Source organism: Bartonella sp. AU55XJBT, assembly GCF_028618525.1.
The window spans coordinates 1-20,732 of record NZ_JAQITC010000003.1 but is presented as its reverse complement, the minus strand read 5'-3'; the positions used below and the strand labels follow the sequence as shown (position 1 = coordinate 20,732).

The window sequence follows — 20,732 nt, the reverse complement described above, 5'->3', positions numbered from 1 at the left end:
ACACTCAGTGTAAAAGAAAAGATTTATTCTAAGACCTTTGACTATTGTAGATTGCTTTAATATGAGAAAGATTTGCAATGAGAGTAGCTTACAGCATTCAACGTTCTAATTCAAGGTGAATAAAGATAAATTAACTTTATAAATCAATATATTGCATACAATACACTCTTTAGTCAACAGCATGAAATGGGCTTGAGAATAAGGTTTAAATATTCTTTTAAAATAAATATAAATCAGCAAAATAATATGTTCTCTTTCATGAATATTTTGTCTCTTTAGAGACTGTCATAAACAAAAAATAAACTATTTTAGATCGTTCCCTTAACATCGCAATAAAATACTTCTCCTTTGAGTATATTTCTAGCCTAAGCTTCCTTCCCAGCCCGAGAAATGAGAAAAAAAAATAAAGAACTTGTTTTTTAAACTTCAATCTTTAGTAGTCTCTTTCATAAAAGAGGCCAATACTCGAATTTTGTTCATTTCCTACAGAACCTTTAGCTTTGAGGTGACGCGATATGTCCAAATTAATTGTCCCTTTCGTCGTTCCATCAGATCCTGCTTCAAAGCCTAAATAAATGTTATTGTGTATGTAGCGTCCAATGCGTAAACCTGTATTACCTTTTTCATTAACAATAACATCAAGATCATCAAGCCCAATTTTAGTTCGTAAAGTGTTCAACAAAGATGTATTAGAACCACCCGCAAGATCAGCGGCGGCTGCCGCAAGTTGAGCAATCTGAAATGGTGATAGTTCATTAAGAGAGCGATTAAAAATCAAACGCGCCAAAATCTCATCCTGTGGCAAATTCGGTTGTGAAGAAAAATTAATATTAAGATTATCAATCGTTCCACTTACGGTTACAGTGACGCGAATGTCACCACTGGTATTGTTGGTTACAAAATAAACCGTAGGATTAAGATTACCGCTAAAACTCGCTTGTCCTTGATCAAAATTAAGACGTTGTGAAAGAATATCAAAACGTCCACGAATCATTCTAAATTCACCCACTGGATGCACATCATTTAATGGACCTGCTAAATTAATGCGCCCTCCCAGTTCGGCATCTAACCCTTTTCCCCGTACAAAAAATTGATTGCGTGCTGTAACACGCATATTTGATAACACAACAGATGATGATTCTTCTGTGGCACTAGGACTTTTATTCGTGCTCTTAACATCAGCACGTTCAAGTGTTGTTTGAATTGGCTTTGTTAAATTCTTATTTTTGACATCAAGAAACTTAGCATTTTGAAAATGATCAGGAACCAAAATTTCAGCCTTTTCAACAATGATATCTCCACCAATAACAAGATCATTTAGAAAATGACCCGTCATTGTCATCTCACCTGACAATGTTGCAAGAATCATAGAACCATCATTATAATTGGCATTATCAAGATGAAAGATCAAATCTGTCTCTAGATCATTAGAAATACGGCCTGAAGCAGAAATTCCCCCTCCCTCAGACGAAGAAGCTGAAGCTTTTTCTATAAGAATATGATCGCCATTTAATTTGCCTTCAAGCGTTATATTATTCAATCCTACATGGGTTTTTGAATCCAAAAAATTACCATCGGCTATAGAAATATTTCCAATAAATTGCGGCTTTGATAGCGCACCATTAAGAACTGTATCAACTCTTGCTGTACCCGTTATATACGCACCACGCTTAGCTAATAAGAGATTAACAAAATCAAGAGGCATTATCCCTTTAACATTTAATTTTGCCTCTGAACCATTAAGAGAAACAGGCCCATGAATGGAAAGATCTAATCCTTTATCTCCAGTTGCTATCATATTTTCAATATGCAATGTCGATTTTTTATAAGAACCACGAGTATTTATATTGATTGACATCGGTCCTTTATGCGTCATAGTAGTTAGGCTTTGACTAGAAAGCTCAAAATGAGCCGATGGGTCCTTCATTGTCCCACCAATATCAATTTTGCCTATCACCGTCCCATCAAGCGCTTGTCCTGCAATAAAGCTATTTGCCAAACGTGCAGATAAATTTTGCAAATTAATATGGAGATCAAGTTGGTCTTTCTCTAAAGATACCAGCCCTTGAGCTTGTGCTTGTACTCCTTCTCCTGTTAAACTTGCATTCAAAGTAAGGTTTTGATCTAAGATTTTCCCCGTAGTAGAAAGCGAAAAAGGCATAATTTTTTTATCTTGAAGAGCAATGGTTGTCAGTTCCTCACCTTTTATATCGTAGGTTATATCAGGTTTTTTAAAATGACCACGAATCATAACCTTTCCTGTTACACTCCCTGCTGCTCCAAGATCGGATTTCCACAGATTGGCTAAAGTAGCAGGGAGAGAATCCACGGTAAGTTGCAAATTCAGGGTATCTTGAATATTCCCCGCAAGGGTAATTTTACCGCCATTTATTGCAATTCCTAATTCATTGATTGTCATTCCATCTTTATCAAAAACAATTATCGATGGTTTTGGCAATGTTGCATGAAAATGGTGTTGTTTTAAGTCTACGGTTTCAATTTGCACTTCTCGTTTCATGCCTTTTGGAAGTTCTAAACTCATTACACGACCAGAAAGCTGAGCATTAAGAGCATCATGCACCATCGCTTGAACAGTAAAAACCGTCTGTTCATTATTTCTATTGGCGTGAGCATTTAAACGATTGATCATTATCAAAGGAGTTTGGATATGCTCTGCATTGATAACGCCTTCAAACTGTGTCGTACCAAAAGGATCGAATATGTCGGCATCTATTGCCAGTTTTTTTATTTTATTCTTGGCAAAATTCAAATGATTAACAAGTGCCTTTACATGGGCTTTTTGCCTACCATTTTGTTCATCAAAAATAAAATCTCCTTTTACTTTTCCACTACCATCCTGTAAAAATAACGCTGAAAGCACTGAAATATCATCGGCATCAATATGCAGCGCTCCTTTCAAAAAACCTCCAAGTTGTTGAGAAAGATCACCCGTTATTTTTGCACTTCCTCCTTTAATATCAATATTTTCAAGTTTTCGAATTTTATGAGAATCTTTAAAAGAAGCAGATAAATGTAGAGGTTTATGAGCAAAAACTCCTTCACCCTTTACCCCCCCCGTTAAAGAAGTAACGGGTGCTGTATTATCTACAAGTGCCTTTATGTTAAGTGTTGTGTTTTGAAGTTTCTTCCCCATAACGAACGCTTCAGCAATATGAGCACTTGTATTGAGCTTTATATGGCTATTGCGCCCTCTTGCTGTTCCTTGAATCGTAAGAGCACCACTTATCTTTGAATCTAATTTGGCGAGATCAGATATTTGAGCAGATAAATCCATTTTAGCGCTTTCATCCGAAAAATAACCATTCGCTTTTATGTTTGTATATTGATTTTTCAAATTCAAATGACGTAAAATGAAGCCCATCGTATTGTGAGCAATACCACCTGAAAGAGTGATATTTCCTTTGAATAAACGATTAAAAGGCTGCACGCCTATTTTCATATTATCAGCCATTCCTGATAATTTCAGATCAAAAATGCCACTCAATAAACCAATTGTTCCTTTGGCTTTAATATCTGCACTACCAGAGAGGGGTTGTTTACTGAATACTTCCAAAGGAGCTAGTGTTTGGGCTTTTAACCCAAGATCGCCTTTAAAAATAAAATTCTCCATTGTCCCTTTTAACCAAGAAGAAAAACCCTGAGCCGTAACACTAAGATCATGAATCAAAATTGGTTTATTCGAAACAATATCCGTATCTAAATACATATGAACCGCTTGGCTTAAATCTTCTACGACCCCTCCCTTAATCTTTTTAACCCCTTGAAGCGTTCCATTAACCTGAACACCAACATGACGAGAAGCCGCATTATCAAGATTTTCGCTTACTCCCCCCATATCAAAAACCGCATCGCGAATATAAATATTTTTATTGCTAAAATGATGGACAACCAACCGCCCATTCCAAGATTGTTGTCCTTCGCGACCATAGTCAATGTTCAAAGCAAGAGTATTCGCAGGTTTTGGCGCCTCTGATATAGGCAAATGAACAGACTCCTTTTCGTTATCAAAAGCCATTTTACCATCAATAAAAAGCTGCCGCAAAAATCCATCGGCTGTTATTTCAGCATTGGCGATAACATTCATTGCTTTGCCCTGAAAAACCATCTGATCAAGGTGGGTCACCCCCTCTCTTGTCCTTCTTGCCTCTGCTTTTAATATTATATCAGATGCGAAGAGATGACGATATTGAGAAGGTATTAAAGGATCCAATCTACCCTCTAGCTTCGTAGAAAAACTGTGTCCTTCTGAGACACTTGCAAGAATAACATGACCATCTAAAATAGAATGATGATCGGATTCTAAAGAAAGTTTGATAACCAAATCATCAAAAGTACCATCACCTTTAATCGCGAGATTCAATGCTGGGCGTTTTTCCATGTTAAAAACATTCGCCAAAATGCCATTTTGCGGTTCATCAGCAGAGATATCAATTTGAGCTGTACGATTGTTCTCTGATATCTTGGTAAGAACGGAAAAAGACCCTGGTGCATCTAAACGATGCGCCACCATATCAACATCAAAATGACCACTCGCCAAAGTGACGTTGCCTTCTAAGGACATATCAGCAAAAAAACCAAAAAGATTCTGTTCAAACGTCACATGTTGAACTGTGAGCCTATTGATCGAAAGAGCAAGCGGCAATTTTGGTAAAGAAAACCTACCCGTCTCAAGAGAAGAAATAAGAGAAGAATTGCCTTGTGGTTTGCGCAAAAACGTAACCTGTTCTGCCGAAAGCTGATTAATATCCATCCGACCTTTTAGCAAAGCTAGACGATTCCAATCCATTTTGGCATTGGTAATTTTAAGCCAAATCCCCTTTTTATCACTGACAGTAATAGCATCAATTGATGTTTGAGAAGACAGCGCTCCTTGCATATTGTGTAAGCGAACTTGACGATTAGGTGCTGAAAGCTTGCTTTCAATTAAAGAAATAAACCATGAACGATTGTCTGCTATCTCTTCGTTAGAAGCAAGACGGTCTTCTCTTTGCGCAAAAACAAAACCACCAACCAAAAAAAATACAAATCCAAAGAAGAAAGCTAATAAACATACACTTTTTTTCATTAAAATGCTTGTCCTATACCCACATAAAAACCAATGCGAGGGTCACCCTGCTCTCTTTTTAAAGGAAAGGCTAAATCAACGCGTAAAGGACCAAGACCTGTCATATAACGACCTCCTATACCGGCTCCCCATTTAATTTTTTTAGAAAAATCAAAATTCGCCTTTTCCCCTACGAGACCTCCATCAAGAAAACTGACAAATCCTATTTTATCATTTAAAGAAACACGCAATTCTGCCGATCCCTCAATAAGCGCCCGTCCGCCAACAATCGCATCATTTTCTGTTTTGATACCAATATTACGATAAGCATAACCACGAACAGAGCCCCCACCACCAGCAAAAAAGAGCGTATCTGCAGGAACTTGTGCTGTATTATTTCCAAGAATTGTACCAAGCTTTGCCCGCGCAGCAAAAACAAAACGATCCCCTTCATCCAATGCCCAATAAGAACGGCCTTCTGCCGTTACTTTTGCAACAAAATTGCTAAAACGCATCTCATAAAAGGGCTCAATGAGAACTTCACCATATAGACCTTTTGTTGCATTAAACTTATTATTACGACTATCATAAATCAAACCAGTAGGAAAACTAATTGTTGTAAAATTACGGTTTCCAAAATAAATATCACGTGAGTAACCATTTGAAACTTCTATAGCAGCCTGTCCCGATAGATTACTATTGAAAATATGCGTAATACCTAATTTCCCTTTGATAGCTTTCGTTGTATAATTTTCCAGAACATCTTGCTGTATTTTTAATTCTGACCTGAGATCTGTATCAGGTGTGAGGACACCCGGCTTTATAAACGTACCACCGAAAAGATAATCAAAATTTTTAAAATTATATGATCGTTTTTTGTTGCTGCCAACACCACTTATTTTTGTTTCAATTTTAAGGACTTCTGCATGACCAAAAAGATTGTTATGCATCCAATAAGCTTCAAAACCAGCACCATCTAATGTTGAATAACTACCCCCTACACCAAAACGACGCGGTTTACGTTCTTGTACAATAAGCATAAGCGGTAAACTGCCATCTGGGTTAATGGTATCAGCCTCACAGATATTGATCGCACGAAAAACACCAAGGCGTGCAAGACGTTCATTTGCCTTAGCTAACGCATCGGAATCGTATTTCTGACCGGGTTTCAATCCGGTCATCCATGCGATATAAGCTGAATCGACACGTGGTTTCTTACTTATATTACGGACACTTAAAGGACCATAATGAGCCTTTTGTCCAGGATCAACAACAATCCTTCCTTCAATATGCAACGCAGCATGATCAGCCACGATCTCACTTTTTATAATTTTAGCTTTCGCATAACCTTGTTGACGCCATCCTTCTACTGCCCATTTTTCTGCTTTCAAAATGATGTCAGATTTGGCAATAGCGCCAACTTTATAGCCCAATTCTTCAATTGTGGGCATTTTATGCGCTTTACGCTTTTCAGGAGGCGCTACTTTATCAATATCTGCAATACTAAAAACATATTGTGGTCCAGCATTAATCGTAATAACGATATTGGATTGTGCTGGAAGTTGCGTTAACGGACTTAAATCAGCGGCTTCTAAACCATTAATTTTAATACTAATAATACCCCCGTAGCGCCCATCAGCATAAAGAGCAGAAAGAATAGCCCGATAATCTGAACGCGCTTTGGCTAACAAACCAGAAGAACTCGCAGATGCTTTCTCTTTATCTGCAAAAAGAGAAGAGACAGATTTAACTATTTTTATACCTTCCAGTGGCGCCCCTGGTGGTGTAACAATATCAACTTTATAAAATCTCTCTGTACTTTTGACATACTGTGAAGAAGAATTTTTTTTCTTTTGACCAAAAAGAGGGATGCCGAAAAAATCAAATGCAGCAAGCGGCTGTGGAAAAGCAAAAACGAAACACAAGCCTATAAATACACAGCGTACAGTTCCTGATTTTAACAAAATTCTTGTTTTGGATACCATAAATCAGATACCTTTAATACACTTGCATTTACTACACTTTAAATAATATAAAATAAGAAAGGTAAATATGACTACTTTGCATGCTTTATACGTTTTATCACATCAAATAACACTCTGCGATACATAACGTCATCCTCCCCTCATATCTTAACAACATTCTGCTCTGTTGTATCACACAAACAGCCTTATTCCTTTTTCTTAACATATTCATTTAGCTTATTATAAGTGTTTTATTGCGCTCCATATTATCATGGTTAAATTTGTACAAATAACTTACCATGAGAACGCCACGAAAACCTGCGTACGTATATAGATCTCTCCATTCAAAAAACCATAGAGATGCTGCTTGATTTTTATGCGTAGATATGATTGTCTCTCCCAAGTCTGAAGGGGGAAGATAAATGATCGCACGTATTACAACTGTTGCTTTTCGCGGTCTAGAAGCAGTTCCTGTTGATGTACAGGTTATGATTTCATCCGGTAAAATAGGAATGGCTATTGTTGGGTTAGCCGATAAGGCCGTTGCAGAAAGCCGTGAACGTGTGCAAGCAGCCCTCCATGCTTGTGGGCTTTCTATGCCAACCAAACGAATTACGATTAATCTTGCACCAGCTGATTTGCCTAAAGAGGGCTCACATTATGATTTGCCAATTGCCGTAGGCTTAATGCTTGCTATGGGAATCCTCCCTCCCGAAGTAGCGCAAGATTATGTCATTTTAGGTGAATTGTCACTGGATGGTTCACTGACTTCCGTCAACGGGGTTTTACCAGCTGCCATGACAGCTGTATCTCTCGATAAAGGACTGATTTGTCCCTTTCAATGTGGACCTGAAGCAGCATGGGCAAATGCAGAAATAAATATTCTTGCCCCAGAAACTCTTCTCACGATAGTCAATCATTTTAAAGGAACCCAAATTCAAAAACGTCCACAACCGCGCCAATATACAATCGAAACTGAACTTCCAGATCTTTGCGAAATCAAAGGACAGAAAACAGCAAAACGTGCCTTAGAAGTTTGTGCTGCTGGACGCCATAACCTTTTGTTTGTCGGTCCTCCTGGTGCTGGAAAATCTATGTTAGCGCAACGCTTACCTTCTATTTTACCCCCTCTTGATAGTCGTGAGCTTTTAGATGTCTGTCTGATTGCATCTATTACAGGAGAAACGATTCATAATACCATTTCACTTCATTGCCCCTTTCGTTCCCCACATCATTCTGCTTCCATGGCCGCAATGATTGGTGGAGGGCTTAAAGGACGACCGGGAGAAATCTCTCTTGCTCATAACGGTGTGTTATTTCTTGATGAATTACCTGAATTTTCTCCGCAAGTTCTTGATTCCCTTCGTCAACCTTTAGAAAGTGGAGAAGCGGTTATCGCTAGGGCCAATCATCATATCAGCTATCCTGCTCGCTTCCAACTCATTGCCGCAATGAATCCTTGCCGATGTGGTATGGCAGGTGAAAAAGGCCATGTTTGTGCTAAAGGAATACGCTGTCAAATCGATTATCAATCCCGTATTTCTGGTCCGCTTCTCGATCGAATTGATTTACGGATTGATGTTCCTGCTTTGACAGCGATGGACCTTATGCAACCAGAGCAATCAGAAAAAAGCTGCGATGTTGCAAAACGCGTCGCACGGTGTCGTACCATTCAAGCCAAACGTTTTTCAATACTAGGGTTGGATCATATCCGAACCAATGGCGATTGCCCTGCCAAAATCATAGAACAAATTGCCATTCCTGATAAAAATGCCGCCACACTCTTACGAGAGGTGAGTGAAAAAATGCATCTTTCTGCCCGTGCTTATCATCGCATTCTCAAAGTTGCGCGTACGATTGCTGATCTTGATGAATCCGATAATCTTTCGCGCCATCATCTCGCAGAAGCTATCTCCTATCGACTCGGTACGGAAAGATTAACAGCTCTTAACTAAAAAACTGTTCATCAGTAAAAACTTATTGGAAAATAACGTAAATAAAGCTCTGTCAGTTTACCATCCTCTTCTAAAGATTTTAGAGCATAATTGAGGATCTCAATCAATTTTTCGTTCTTTTTTGCAACAGCAAGCTGCATTCCTTGACCCAATAACTGTGGAGCCATATATGCTCCCCCAACAAAATGGTAGCAATCAATAGATTTTTGATTTTTGAACCATAACGATAAAGAAAATCCATCATCAAAAATAAGGTCAATTTTATGTTCTTGTAAGGCTTTATAGAGCTCTTCCCTCTCTTTAAATCCTTGCCATTTTGCTTTAGGAAAATAATCATGAAAAAGCTTTTCGTGAATACTTTTAGACAAAACACCACTGGTTAAATGGACCAATTGATCGCTTATTGTTTCCTCAAGATTTAACTGTCGAGAAGCAACAAATCGTGCTGGAAAGCGCAAATATGACTTTGTAAAAACAAGATCTTGTTGGGTTTGACTTGTTTCTTTTAAACCTGCAATAATGACTTCTGCACCACCATTTTTGACATGCTCGACAAGCTCTTTCCAAGGAACCACTTCTACTTCACAAAGTTTCTCTAATTTTAATTTTGAGCAAAGAGCACGCAACAAATCGATATTATAACCTGCAAGATGCCCTGTTTTATCAAGAAAATTAAAAGGAGGAAAATCAAAAGTTGTTACAAAACGCAAACGCATGATATCCTTGGTATCAGGTTGTACAAAATGTTCATGCGAATCAAAAAAAGAAGGCAATCTTCCAGCTATTTCAGCTTCTGCGTAAGAGAAAAATAAAAATCCCCCTGCTACAAATAAAATACGAATAAAAAGAATGTATAAATTATGGCGTAAAAAATACCGTAAACGCCATTGAAGCTGTTTTACATGTATAGGCTTTCTTATTTTCAAACTCTCTTCCCCATTTTTCAAAGATAATATGCAACGCCGCTTCATTATTATCTAACGCACTTCACCAAAATATCTTCCGTTTCATCAATAAAATTCTTGCTCTTTTTTTAACTGTGAAAAACTTTAACCGTTTTCGTATATTTTTTGAAATCCGTTGAAAATGCTTAAACTTTTGATCTCAAATATTCTCAAACAAGTATATAAAAAGAAATTAACCTTATAGAATTATCAAGGTATTTGACTTTGTACTCTTCAAACTCAGCTTCTCTCGATAAATTACGTTTTTAAGTTCTTTTGTCTTTCCATTCATACTACTCACTTAACGAAAGGCTAGACAGATAAACCCTGCGTTAAATATTCACCACGCACTGTAAAAATACTTAAATATATCAAAGAAGCGCTTAGTTATCTTATATGACTGGCCTAAATAACGTTGTTTTACTGTATAATAGTGTAATATCGTTTCATCATTCTCTCCATTATATATCGACAGATATTGAATCTAGAGCTGATATACGGTAAATGTTTAATGTGGTTATTCCATAAATAACTGATCAGAACATTAAGCTTTAAAAAAGCAGATAAAATATTGTAAATTGAACACAGGAATGGATTAACTTATGAGTGATGAAATAACCTCACCGACACAAGGCGATGAATATGGCGCCGCCTCTATCAAAGTTCTCAAAGGTCTTGATGCTGTACGCAAACGTCCTGGTATGTATATCGGTGATACTGATGATGGATCAGGGTTACATCATATGGTCTATGAAGTTGTAGACAACGCTATCGATGAAGCGTTAGCTGGTCATGCAACTCTTGTAAATGTTACTCTCCATGCGGATGGTTCTTGTTCCGTTCGTGATAATGGACGTGGAATTCCAACGGATATCCATCCAACAGAAGGTATTTCTGCCGCTGAAGTTATTATGACACAGCTTCATGCCGGTGGAAAATTTGATCAAAACTCTTATAAAGTTTCAGGTGGATTGCACGGTGTTGGTGTTTCTGTTGTGAATGCTCTGTCCGTTTGGTTGCGGATGAAAATCAAGCGTAACGGCAAAATTCATGAAATGTCGTTTACACATGGAGTTGCTGATTCTCCACTCAAAATTGTTGGTGATTGCAATACAGAAACTGGAACAGAGATCAGATTTTTACCAAGCTCTGAAACCTTTACTATGGTTGAGTTTGATTTTGAAACATTGGAGCGTCGTTTACGGGAATTGGCCTTTCTAAATTCTGGAGTCTATATTCTTCTTGTTGACGAGCGTCATGCTGATATTCAATCCGTTGAATTGCATTATGAAGGTGGCTTAACAGAATTTGTCAAATATATTGACCAATCAAAAAAAGCCCTGCTTGATAATCCTATTTACATTGCAAGTGAAAAGGATGGTATGAGCGTTGATGTTGCCCTATGGTGGAATGATTCCTATCATGAAAAGGTCTTGTGTTTTACCAATAATATTCCTCAACGGGATGGTGGAACGCATTTAATCGGTTTTAGAAGTGCTCTTACACGCCAAATTAATGGTTATGCTGAATCTTCAGGGATTGCCAAAAAAGAAAAAGTGAATTTAACCGGTGATGATTGCCGTGAAGGACTAACAGCTATTCTTTCCGTCAAAGTTCCTGATCCTAAATTTTCTTCACAAACAAAGGATAAATTGGTTTCTTCTGAAGTGCGCCCTATTGTTGAAAATTTGGTCAACGAAGGTCTTTCAATATGGCTGGAAGAACATCCTAATGAAGCAAAGCTTCTCATTAGTAAAGTGGTGGAAGCTGCAACAGCACGTGAAGCAGCACGTAAAGCACGTGAACTCACAAGGCGAAAAGGAGCGCTTGATATCACTTCTCTGCCGGGAAAACTTGCTGATTGCCAAGAGCGTGATCCTGCAAAATCAGAAATCTTTATTGTCGAAGGAGATTCAGCAGGTGGATCAGCAAAAAGTGGGCGTTCACGTCAAAATCAGGCAATTTTACCTCTCCGCGGTAAAATCCTCAATGTTGAACGAGCCCGCTTCGACCGTATGCTCTCATCTGATATGATCGGAACCCTTATTACAGCTCTTGGAACATCTATTGGTAAAGATGAATTTTCACCCGATAAATTACGGTATCATAAGATTATTATCATGACAGATGCGGATGTTGATGGAGCCCATATCCGTACTCTGCTGCTCACTTTCTTTTTTAGACAAATGCCCGAGTTGATTGAACGGGGACATCTTTATATTGCGCAACCACCTCTTTATAAAGTATCGCGTGGAAAATCTTCTCAATATATTAAAAATGAAGCAGCCTTTGAAGAATTCTTGATCGACACGGGACTAGAAGAAACAACTCTCGAGCTTTCAACCGGAGAAGTTCGTGCAGGGGCTGATTTATATCAAATCGCTAAAGATGCCCGTATATTCCGTCAACTTTTAAATGGCCTTCATACCCGTTATGACCGCAATGTTGTTGAGCAAGCAGCCATTGTTGGAGCTTTTAACCCTGAAGCCTTTGCAACACAAGAAAAAGCACAAAAAATAGCAGATGCCGTCGCGCAGCGTCTTAATCTGATTGCTGATGATATGGAACAGGGATGGAGTGGGCAATATACAGAAAATAGGAGTTTATGTTTTGAGCGTGTTTTGCGTGGTGTTAAAGATGTTATCACGCTTGATATGGGACTTATAAACTCAACAGATGCACGTCAAATTGATCGCATTTCCCAAAATTTTAGCGACCTATATCATCCTCCTCTTCTTTTACGACGCAAAGATAAAACAGAGCGTATTTTTGGACCTATGAGCCTTTTAGAGAGCATTTTTATAAACGGTAAAAAGGGTATTACTCTTCAACGCTATAAAGGTCTTGGAGAAATGAATGCTGAACAGCTTTGGGAAACAACCCTTGATCCCAATGCGCGTTCTCTTTTACAAGTAAAAATTAATGATGCAACCGATGCAGATTCACTCTTTTCTCGTCTCATGGGTGATGAAGTTGAACCTAGACGTATTTTTATTCAAGACAATGCCTTAAGCGTTGCTAATCTTGACATCTAAAGGTACTCTTCTGTTTTTGGCTGTATAAACGTCGTAGTTTTACACGTTGTTTTTTCGTATTTGAACATTACCTCTCTCTTTCATTTACGATAAAAGAAAAATAAGAAAGGTCATAGATATGGCAACTGAAACAGAACGTGTAGGCGTCAAAGGGGGTATGGAACACTCCTTTGGTTTCACAAGAGTTGATGAAACACAAAAACAATCCATGGTGGATGGCGTGTTTCATTCTGTTGCTGAAAATTATGACAAGATGAATGATATCTTATCCTTAGGGCTACACCGTGTGTGGAAAAATTCTATGGTTGCATGGCTTTCTCCACCAGCACTTTCTCACTGGAAAGTTCTTGATGTCGCTGGTGGTACAGGTGATATTGCTTTTCGCATCCTTAATGCTTCACGCCAAAAAGCCCATGCTACGGTTCTTGATATTAATGGCTCTATGCTCAACATTGGCAAACAACGCGCACAAAAAAATGGTCTTACTCCTCTGATTGATTTTGTTGAAGCCAATGCAGAACATCTCCCTTTTGAAGATCAAAGCTTTGACGCTTACACAATTGCTTTTGGAATTCGCAATGTTCCTCATATTGATCAAGCTCTTAGAGAAGCTTTTCGTGTTTTAAAGCCCGGTGGACGTTTCTTATGTCTAGAATTTTCAAATGTCGAGATGCCTTGGCTCGATAAAATTTATGATCTTTGGTCTTTCTATGCTATCCCTAAGCTGGGTCAATTTATTGCAAATGATGGCGATGCTTATCGTTATTTGGTTGAGTCTATTCGCAAATTTCCTAAACAAGATGATTTTGCCCATATGATCAAGCAAGCGGGATTTTCACGCGTATCGTACCGCAATCTCACCGGTGCGATTGCAGCACTGCATTCAGGTTGGAAACTTTAAAAATGGTGCAAATTTCTCCTTACTTTCAATTGATGCGTGCAGGATGGGTTTTAGCACGTGAAGGTGTTTTAAGTGCTCTTCCTCATGATGATCTTCAAGGATTTCCAGCGTTATGTCATCGTATAGCGCGTGCATTAGCACGACGCAAAACAAAAAAGAAACAGCGATCTGAAAATATTTCATATGCTATCAATAAGCTTGGACCCTCTTACATAAAACTTGGTCAATTTCTTGCCACAAGACCTGATATTGTCGGACGGAATATTGCAGACGATTTGTCACAACTCCAAGATCGTGTTGAAACATTTTCTTGTACCGCCGCTATTGCTCAAATTGAAAGTTCGCTTGGTCGCTCTATTGATGATTTATTCATCAATTTTTATCCCCCCATTGCCGCTGCTTCTATCGCTCAGGTTCATCCTGCTGAATATAATGATGAAACCGGTCATAAGAAAAAATGTGCCGTAAAAGTTATCCGTCCTAATATTCGAGCGCGTTTTTCTAAAGATCTTAGAGGTTTTTATCTCATTGCGCATTTACAAGAGCATTATATCCCTGCCTCCCGAAGGCTGCGCCCTGTTCGTGTGGTGGATACTTTAGCACAAACAACACGCCTTGAAATGGATCTACGCTTAGAAGCAGCCGCCATATCTGAAATGGCTGAAAATATTCAACAGGATACCGGTTTCCGAGTGCCAAAAATTGATTGGGAACGGACAGGGCGTAATGTTCTCACCATGGAATGGATTGATGGTATAAGAATATCCGAAATTTCCAAGCTTAAAGAAGCAGGTTTTGATCTACAGGCGCTTGCCATTACGCTTATTCAATCTTTTCTACGCCACACATTACGTGATGGTTTTTTTCATGCCGATATGCATCCTGGTAATTTATTTGTAGACTCAGATGGATGTATTGTTGCTGTTGATCTGGGAATTACAGGAAGGCTTGGGAAAAAAGAAAAACATTTCCTTGCTGAAATTCTTTATGGCTTTATTACACGCGATTACCATCGGGTAGCCCGCGCTCACTTTGAAGCAGGCTATGTCCCTTCACACCATAATATTGAAAGCTTTGCGCAAGCCAATCGCGCGATTGGTGAACCAATTCACGGACAATCAGCACAAAGCATTTCCATGGCTAAGTTGCTCACATTGTTGTTTGAAGTCACTGAATTGTTTGACATGCAAACGCGACCCGAACTTCTCTTACTGCAAAAAACAATGGTTGTCGTGGAGGGTGTTGCTCGCACATTAGACCCCAGTTTTAACATGTGGAAAGCTTCTGAACCCGTTGTCAGAGAATGGATTAGTAAAAATTTAGGGCCCGTAGGTGTTGCAAAAGACTTTAGTGAAGGAGTGCAAGCTCTTCTTTCGCTGGCACGCAAAACACCACAATTGATACAAAATTTCCAGCGTATAGAAGAAGATTTCAATCAAATGAGAAAAACAGGTTTTAATCTTTCTCCTACTACTCTGAAACAACTTTCTATCGAACAAAGTCGTAGAAATCGTTATGGTCGTTATAGCTTATTTATCATTGCACTTTGTTGCGTTTTTTTCACTTTTTACTTTTTTCATCTTTTCTAATCTCCTTAATGTGCTAAAAATATCAACAATGAAATCATTGAAATCATTTTGTTTCTTGGAGGTATTTTATGGCCAGCATTACTATTCGTAACCTCTCTCCTGAAATTAAAGAAGCTTTGCGCATACGCGCCGCGCAAAATGGCATTTCTATGGAAGAAGAAGCACGCCGTCTTCTAAGTAATCCTACCGCTCTTACCACGCCCCTCTCTCATGCAAGTGCCATTGAGGTGCAATCATTGCAATCGAAATCACTCCTTCTTATTATTGGTGGAAGTATTGCGGCCTATAAAGCGCTTGATCTTATTCGTCGTTTAAAAGAACGTGGAGCACACTTAAATGTCATAATGACAAAAGCAGCGCAAAAATTTATTACGCCTTTAGCCGCTGAAGTTTTAAGGGGTGGTAGGGTATATACTGATTTATTTTCACGCGAAGAAGAACATGATATCGGACATATCCGACTAGCTCGTGATGCTGACCTTATCATTTTAGCCCCTGCTACAGCCAATCGCATTGCAAAAATAGCCCATGGTATAGGAGATGATCTCGCCGATTGCGTCCTTTTAGCAGCACGCTGTCCACTCTTAATTGCCCCCGCTATGAATCCAGCCATGTGGGCGCATCCAGCAACTATTCGCAATGTTGCACAATTGCGCGCAGATGGCGTTCATATTATCGGACCAGAAATCGGAAATATGGCTGAACGTGACGAAACAGGCTATGGACGCATGAGCGAACCTTTAACCATTGTCTCTGCCATAGAGGCTCTTTTAGATGTACATGAAAAACCTCTCTCTGGTCGCCATTTCATCGTTACCTCTGGTCCTACCCATGAATCCATTGATCCAGTGCGTTATCTTGCTAATCGGTCTTCGGGTAAACAAGGTCATGCCATTGCAACCGCTCTTGCGCATTTGGGAGCAAAAGTAACACTTATTTGTGGACCCGTTAATCTTGCAGATCCGCAAAAAGTAAAAACTATTCACGTTGAAACAGCACAACAAATGTTACAAGCTGTTCAAGAATCATTGCCTGCGGATGGTGCTATCTTTGTTGCCGCAGTTTGTGACTGGCGCAGTCAAACGCAATATTTACACAAAATTAAAAAGAATGCTCATAAAACACCACCACCCCTCCATATGGTTGAAAATCCCGATATTTTAGCAACAATTGGACATGCTCCAAACCGCCCTTCCTTGGTTATTGGTTTTGCTGCTGAAACTTGTGATATCATTACCAATGCGCAAAAAAAATGCATCGAAAAAGGCGCTGATTTCATTCTTGCTAATGATATTTCTCTTCAACAAGATGGTACAAGTGTTATGGGTGCTGATACAAATCAAGTTTATCTTGTGAGTAAAGAAAATGTTGAACAATGGCCCCCTATGCGTAAACAAAACGTAGCGCAAAAATTAGCAAACATGATCGTATCATTTTTTGCCCTCCAAATGCCTACACCTCATGAGAAAAAAGCACCTCATTTCAAATAATAACTTTTTAAATACGTTGATATAAAAACGAAAAACTCTCTTTTTTGCAAAAAAAACATCGATGTATTTCTTTAGTGTTATTGAAAATAGATCTTGTAATTCAAGAAATACAATATATTCTTTAAATGTGTTTCTTGTTTTTTTGCTTCTTTCCTTAATTTATTAATCTATGATTTTTACTGCTGCCTATCGTGCTTTACAACGTTTGCTGACTTCGCAATATAGCATTATGATCCTAAAAGCATTGGGGATTACTTTTTTTGTTCTCGCCATTTTATGGTTATGTGTGCACCAACTTTTTGTGTCTTACTTTTGGCCTTGGGTTTCTCAGTTTCTTCCTGGACTCCCGAGTTGGGCAGGATGGTTGGGATTTAGCATGCTTATCATCTTTAATCTTGGTTTGGCTCTTTTGTTGGCTTTTTTGATTGCCCCTATAACAGCCATGATTGGTAGTTTTTTCATTGACGCTGCTGCTGAAATCATTGAAAAGGAAGATTATCCAAATGAACCTATTGGACAAGCGATGCCATTTGGGCGTTCTCTTATCCTCTCCTTTAAATTTGTTATTTTAAGCCTTCTTGGTAATGGAATTGCTTTTATTTTATTCTTCATACCAGGTGTTAATTTCATTGCTTTTTATATTATTAATGGTTATTTGCTTGGGCACGAATATTTCTTGTTTGCTGCTTATCGTTTTCGAACAGAGCAAGATGCGCGTGCTTTTTTACATACTCATTATACAACGGTTTTTGGTGCTGGATTATTGATCGCGGTTTTTGTTTCGATTCCCATTCTTAATTTAGCTACACCACTTTTTGCAGCTGCTTTTATGACACATTTACACAAAATGCTTTCCCAAAAAACCATGGCACGCATCACTCAAAAATAATATTCTTTAAACTTCACAAAACTTACCAGCCAAAGGAAACATACTATAAAATTTTATGCTAACCTTTTTAAAGTCAACATATTGATTTATAATGATAGTCTTTTTATGACATACGTAAAAAACTTAAATATTATAAAGCTTTCTTATTTTAATCCTATTCATATTGAATCAATTATAATCGTTTGTTGAAATGTTATAAACGGAGGCAATGCGTGGATAAAAGCACTTTTCAAAAGGCATAAAAGACCTCTCCATCCCCCCTCTCAAAGCAAGAATTATTGTGACATTGGAAACTGCCAAGCTTATGAAGATATTGGTTTGTACCTTCTATTTCAGTAAAAATAGGGGAGCATCATGAATTTTATGCCTTTCATGGAGGGAATGGTATACTCTTCATGGGCACCATCATGAGATGAATTTTTGGAATATGTGAGACTTTTAAACCTACCAACGCGTGAATACACAATAAAAATGATATTTTTGGGGGTGCTTTATTTTATGTGAAATGCCTGCTCTTTAAGAAAACCATTTGAAAAAAATCTTGCTCTGGTGTTAGCGTTTCGCTAACATGACGTTGTCATGTCCACTATTTTCAATGGATTATTCTAACCCTGTTAACTTCTTATATTATAAGGTTTCTTTTCTTCAAGACTGTTGATATGAATGATTAATTGGATGTTCATTTTTATTAAAAAATAAGGCATTTGTTAACCATCGCGCAAGGAGTGAATTTTAATCCAAAAGTCAAAGAATAAAAACATGTAAGTTATTAAAACTTATGAGAAATTTGTTATAGGGAATACTCTTCATGTATATGATTGTTATGATATTGGAAAAATTAAAAAACAAACTATACGTACAGTGATAAAAGTATTAAATAGACTCGTTTGTTTCACCGGAAAAGCAGATGTAACTGCTTAAGTTCTATATTCTTTCAATTCATGTAAAAGATGTATAATATTTAAAGGAAGGCTATAAAGATGAACTGGATTACAAATTATGTTCGTCCTAAAATTAACTCTATATTAGGACGCCGTGAAATTCCAGAAAATCTATGGATTAAAGATCCTACCAGTGGTGAAATGATTTTCCATAAAGATTTGGAAGCCAATCAATTTGTGGCTCCCAATTCTGGCTATCATATGCGTATCAGTGCCAAAAATCGTCTCATGCATTTTTTTGATGATGGTGTCTATACAGCTCTTGAAAATCCAAAAGTTGTAACAGATCCTTTAAAGTTTCGCGATGAAAAACGCTATATTGACCGGTTAAAAGATTATCGTTCTAAACTTGGCGTTGATGACAATATTTTAAGTGCACGTGGTACGATTGAAGGCTTACCCATTATTGCAACCGTTCAAGATTTCGCTTTTATGGGTGGATCCCTCGGTATGGCTTCAGGAGAAGCTATTATCAAAGCTTTTGATACTGCCATTGCTGAAAGGTGTCCTTTGGTTCTTTTTGCTGCTTCTGGTGGTGCACGCATGCAAGAAGGAACACTCTCATTGATGCAAATGCCCCGTACAACCGTAGCGATTGAAATGCTGAAAGAAGCAAAACTTCCGTATATTGTTGTTCTGACCAATCCAACCACCGGTGGTGTTACTGCTTCTTACGCCATGCTTGGTGATATTCACATTGCCGAACCTGGCGCTATGATTGGTTTTGCTGGTCCACGTGTGATTCAACAAACGATACGCGAAACCCTACCAGAAGGTTTTCAAAGTAGTGAATATCTTCTCGAACATGGTATGGTTGATATGGTTGTATCGCGTTTAGAAATGAAAACAACCATTGCACGTCTTTTACGCTTAATGATGAAACATCCTGTTGTTGTTAACCCTTCCACCCCATCTCCAACAGATCCTGAAATGTCGCTTTCTAAAACAAAAGCAGCTTAAATTTATGCAACAAAATCAAGTACAAAGGGTGGTGGATGATTTACTCAAGAATTATCCGAAAAAATTTGATCTTTCTTTAGAGCGTATTGTCCGACTTTTAGAACGTCTTGGCAATCCACATTTAAAACTTGGCCCTGTTATTCACATTGCTGGAACAAATGGCAAAGGATCTGCTTCAGCAATTTGCCGTGCTCTTTTAGAAAGTGCAGGCTACAACGTTCATATGTACAGCTCACCTCATCTCGTCAACTGGAATGAACGCTGCCGGTTAGGCCAAAAAGGAGGTGGTCAATTCGTTACAGAGACCCTATTGGCTGAAACAATCCATGAAATCATAAAAGTCAATCATCAAGAGCCGATTACTATTTTTGAAATTTTTACAGCCGCTGCCTTTATGCTGTTTCGTATCCATCCAGCTGATGTTGTCATTTTAGAAGTTGGGCTGGGAGGACGTTTTGATGCTACCAATGTCATTAACAAACCAGCTGTATCGCTTATTATGCCCATTGATTATGATCATGAGAGCTTTCTTGGAAACACAATTTCTCAAATCGCCTTTCAAAAAGGGGGGATTATCAAACCAAAGGTTCCTGTGGTCATCGGGAAGCAAAATTATGAAGAAACTCTTGCTACTTTAATATCCCTTGCCGATAAAAATAAAGCACCTTATTCTCTATTTGATCAAGATTATCAAAGCTATAAAGAACATGGACGTATGGTTTTTCAAAACAATCAAGGTCTTATGGATCTTCCCCTTCCTAATCTTATTGGAGACTACCAAATTGCCAATGCTGGCGCTTCTCTTGAAGCAGTCTATCAAGCAGGTTTTCACCTTTCAGAACAAGTCATAATTGATGCTTTGAAAAATATCTATTGGCCCGCGCGGATGCAACATCTTACCCACGGATATTTGGTTGATCAATTATCTCCTAAATTTGATTTATGGTTAGACGGTGGTCACAATCCTGCTGCTGGAAAAGTTATTGCGGCTGAACTTAC

General features: G+C 38.3%; 11 protein-coding genes. 8 read left to right on the top strand and 3 right to left on the bottom strand.

What is annotated here, in order from left to right; genetic code table 11:
• Positions 1-433 precede the first annotated feature (433 nt).
• Entirely contained in the window at positions 434-5,086 is a 4,653-nt protein-coding gene (locus tag PVV70_RS02250) for a translocation/assembly module TamB domain-containing protein (protein WP_273757469.1), read from the bottom strand.
• The gene (locus tag PVV70_RS02245) at positions 5,086-7,050 is read right to left on the bottom strand and encodes an autotransporter assembly complex family protein (RefSeq protein WP_273757470.1); all 1,965 of its coding nucleotides are present in this window, start codon (positions 7,048-7,050) and stop codon (positions 5,086-5,088) included. Before PVV70_RS02245 ends, PVV70_RS02250 begins: the two co-directional genes overlap by 1 nt.
• Positions 7,051-7,451: 401 nt before the next feature.
• Between PVV70_RS02245 and PVV70_RS02240 the strand changes: the two genes are divergently transcribed.
• Positions 7,452-8,984 carry a YifB family Mg chelatase-like AAA ATPase gene (locus PVV70_RS02240; RefSeq protein WP_273757471.1) on the top strand — a complete coding sequence of 511 codons (1,533 nt, stop codon included), beginning with the start codon at positions 7,452-7,454 and terminating at the stop codon, positions 8,982-8,984.
• Positions 8,985-8,995: 11 nt separating this feature from the next.
• Here PVV70_RS02240 and PVV70_RS02235 read toward each other — a convergent pair whose 3' ends face one another.
• A complete protein-coding gene (locus tag PVV70_RS02235; RefSeq protein WP_273757472.1) occupies positions 8,996-9,955 on the bottom strand; it encodes a transporter substrate-binding domain-containing protein in 960 nt (319 codons plus the stop codon).
• A 575-nt stretch (positions 9,956-10,530) separates the two neighbouring features.
• On the opposite strand from PVV70_RS02235, the gene gyrB reads away from it, so the two are divergent.
• The 7 genes from gyrB to PVV70_RS02200 form a co-directional block, all read left to right on the top strand.
• Positions 10,531-12,963, top strand: a complete 2,433-nt coding sequence (gyrB, locus tag PVV70_RS02230; protein ID WP_273757473.1) for a DNA topoisomerase (ATP-hydrolyzing) subunit B — start codon at positions 10,531-10,533, stop codon at positions 12,961-12,963.
• Positions 12,964-13,081: 118 nt separating this feature from the next.
• Entirely contained in the window at positions 13,082-13,864 is a 783-nt protein-coding gene (gene ubiE, locus PVV70_RS02225; protein ID WP_273757474.1) for a bifunctional demethylmenaquinone methyltransferase/2-methoxy-6-polyprenyl-1,4-benzoquinol methylase UbiE, read from the top strand.
• 2 nt (positions 13,865-13,866) lie between these two features.
• Positions 13,867-15,453 (top strand): 2-polyprenylphenol 6-hydroxylase, encoded by a 1,587-nt coding sequence (gene ubiB, locus PVV70_RS02220; protein ID WP_273757476.1) that lies wholly within the window; start codon positions 13,867-13,869, stop codon positions 15,451-15,453.
• A gap of 68 nt (positions 15,454-15,521) precedes the next feature.
• Positions 15,522-16,943: a bifunctional phosphopantothenoylcysteine decarboxylase/phosphopantothenate--cysteine ligase CoaBC gene (gene coaBC / locus PVV70_RS02215; protein WP_273757477.1), complete on the top strand. Its 1,422-nt coding sequence runs from the start codon at positions 15,522-15,524 to the stop codon at positions 16,941-16,943.
• Positions 16,944-17,112: 169 nt separating this feature from the next.
• Positions 17,113-17,832 (top strand): sulfate transporter family protein, encoded by a 720-nt coding sequence (locus PVV70_RS02210; RefSeq protein WP_273757478.1) that lies wholly within the window; start codon positions 17,113-17,115, stop codon positions 17,830-17,832.
• 980 nt (positions 17,833-18,812) lie between these two features.
• On the top strand, positions 18,813-19,733 hold the full coding sequence (gene accD / locus PVV70_RS02205; RefSeq protein ID WP_273757479.1) for an acetyl-CoA carboxylase, carboxyltransferase subunit beta: 921 nt from the start codon (positions 18,813-18,815) through the stop codon (positions 19,731-19,733).
• 4 nt (positions 19,734-19,737) lie between these two features.
• On the top strand, positions 19,738-20,732 hold a 995-nt coding region (locus PVV70_RS02200; RefSeq protein WP_273757776.1), incomplete at its 3' end, for a folylpolyglutamate synthase/dihydrofolate synthase family protein.

What these genes read in the sequence shown, in the direction of transcription:
- PVV70_RS02235 (WP_273757472.1), bottom strand. Translation starts at nt 9,955, where the DNA reads ATGAAGCGGCGTTGCATATTATCTTTGAAAAATGGGGAAGAGAGTTTG.
- PVV70_RS02250 (WP_273757469.1), bottom strand. Translation starts at nt 5,086, where the DNA reads ATGAAAAAAAGTGTATGTTTATTAGCTTTCTTCTTTGGATTTGTATTT.
- PVV70_RS02245 (WP_273757470.1), bottom strand. Translation starts at nt 7,050, where the DNA reads ATGGTATCCAAAACAAGAATTTTGTTAAAATCAGGAACTGTACGCTGT.
- ubiB (WP_273757476.1), top strand. Translation starts at nt 13,867, where the DNA reads ATGGTGCAAATTTCTCCTTACTTTCAATTGATGCGTGCAGGATGGGTT.
- accD (WP_273757479.1), top strand. Translation starts at nt 18,813, where the DNA reads ATGAACTGGATTACAAATTATGTTCGTCCTAAAATTAACTCTATATTA.
- PVV70_RS02210 (WP_273757478.1), top strand. Translation starts at nt 17,113, where the DNA reads ATGATTTTTACTGCTGCCTATCGTGCTTTACAACGTTTGCTGACTTCG.
- PVV70_RS02240 (WP_273757471.1), top strand. Translation starts at nt 7,452, where the DNA reads ATGATCGCACGTATTACAACTGTTGCTTTTCGCGGTCTAGAAGCAGTT.
- gyrB (WP_273757473.1), top strand. Translation starts at nt 10,531, where the DNA reads ATGAGTGATGAAATAACCTCACCGACACAAGGCGATGAATATGGCGCC.
- ubiE (WP_273757474.1), top strand. Translation starts at nt 13,082, where the DNA reads ATGGCAACTGAAACAGAACGTGTAGGCGTCAAAGGGGGTATGGAACAC.
- coaBC (WP_273757477.1), top strand. Translation starts at nt 15,522, where the DNA reads ATGGCCAGCATTACTATTCGTAACCTCTCTCCTGAAATTAAAGAAGCT.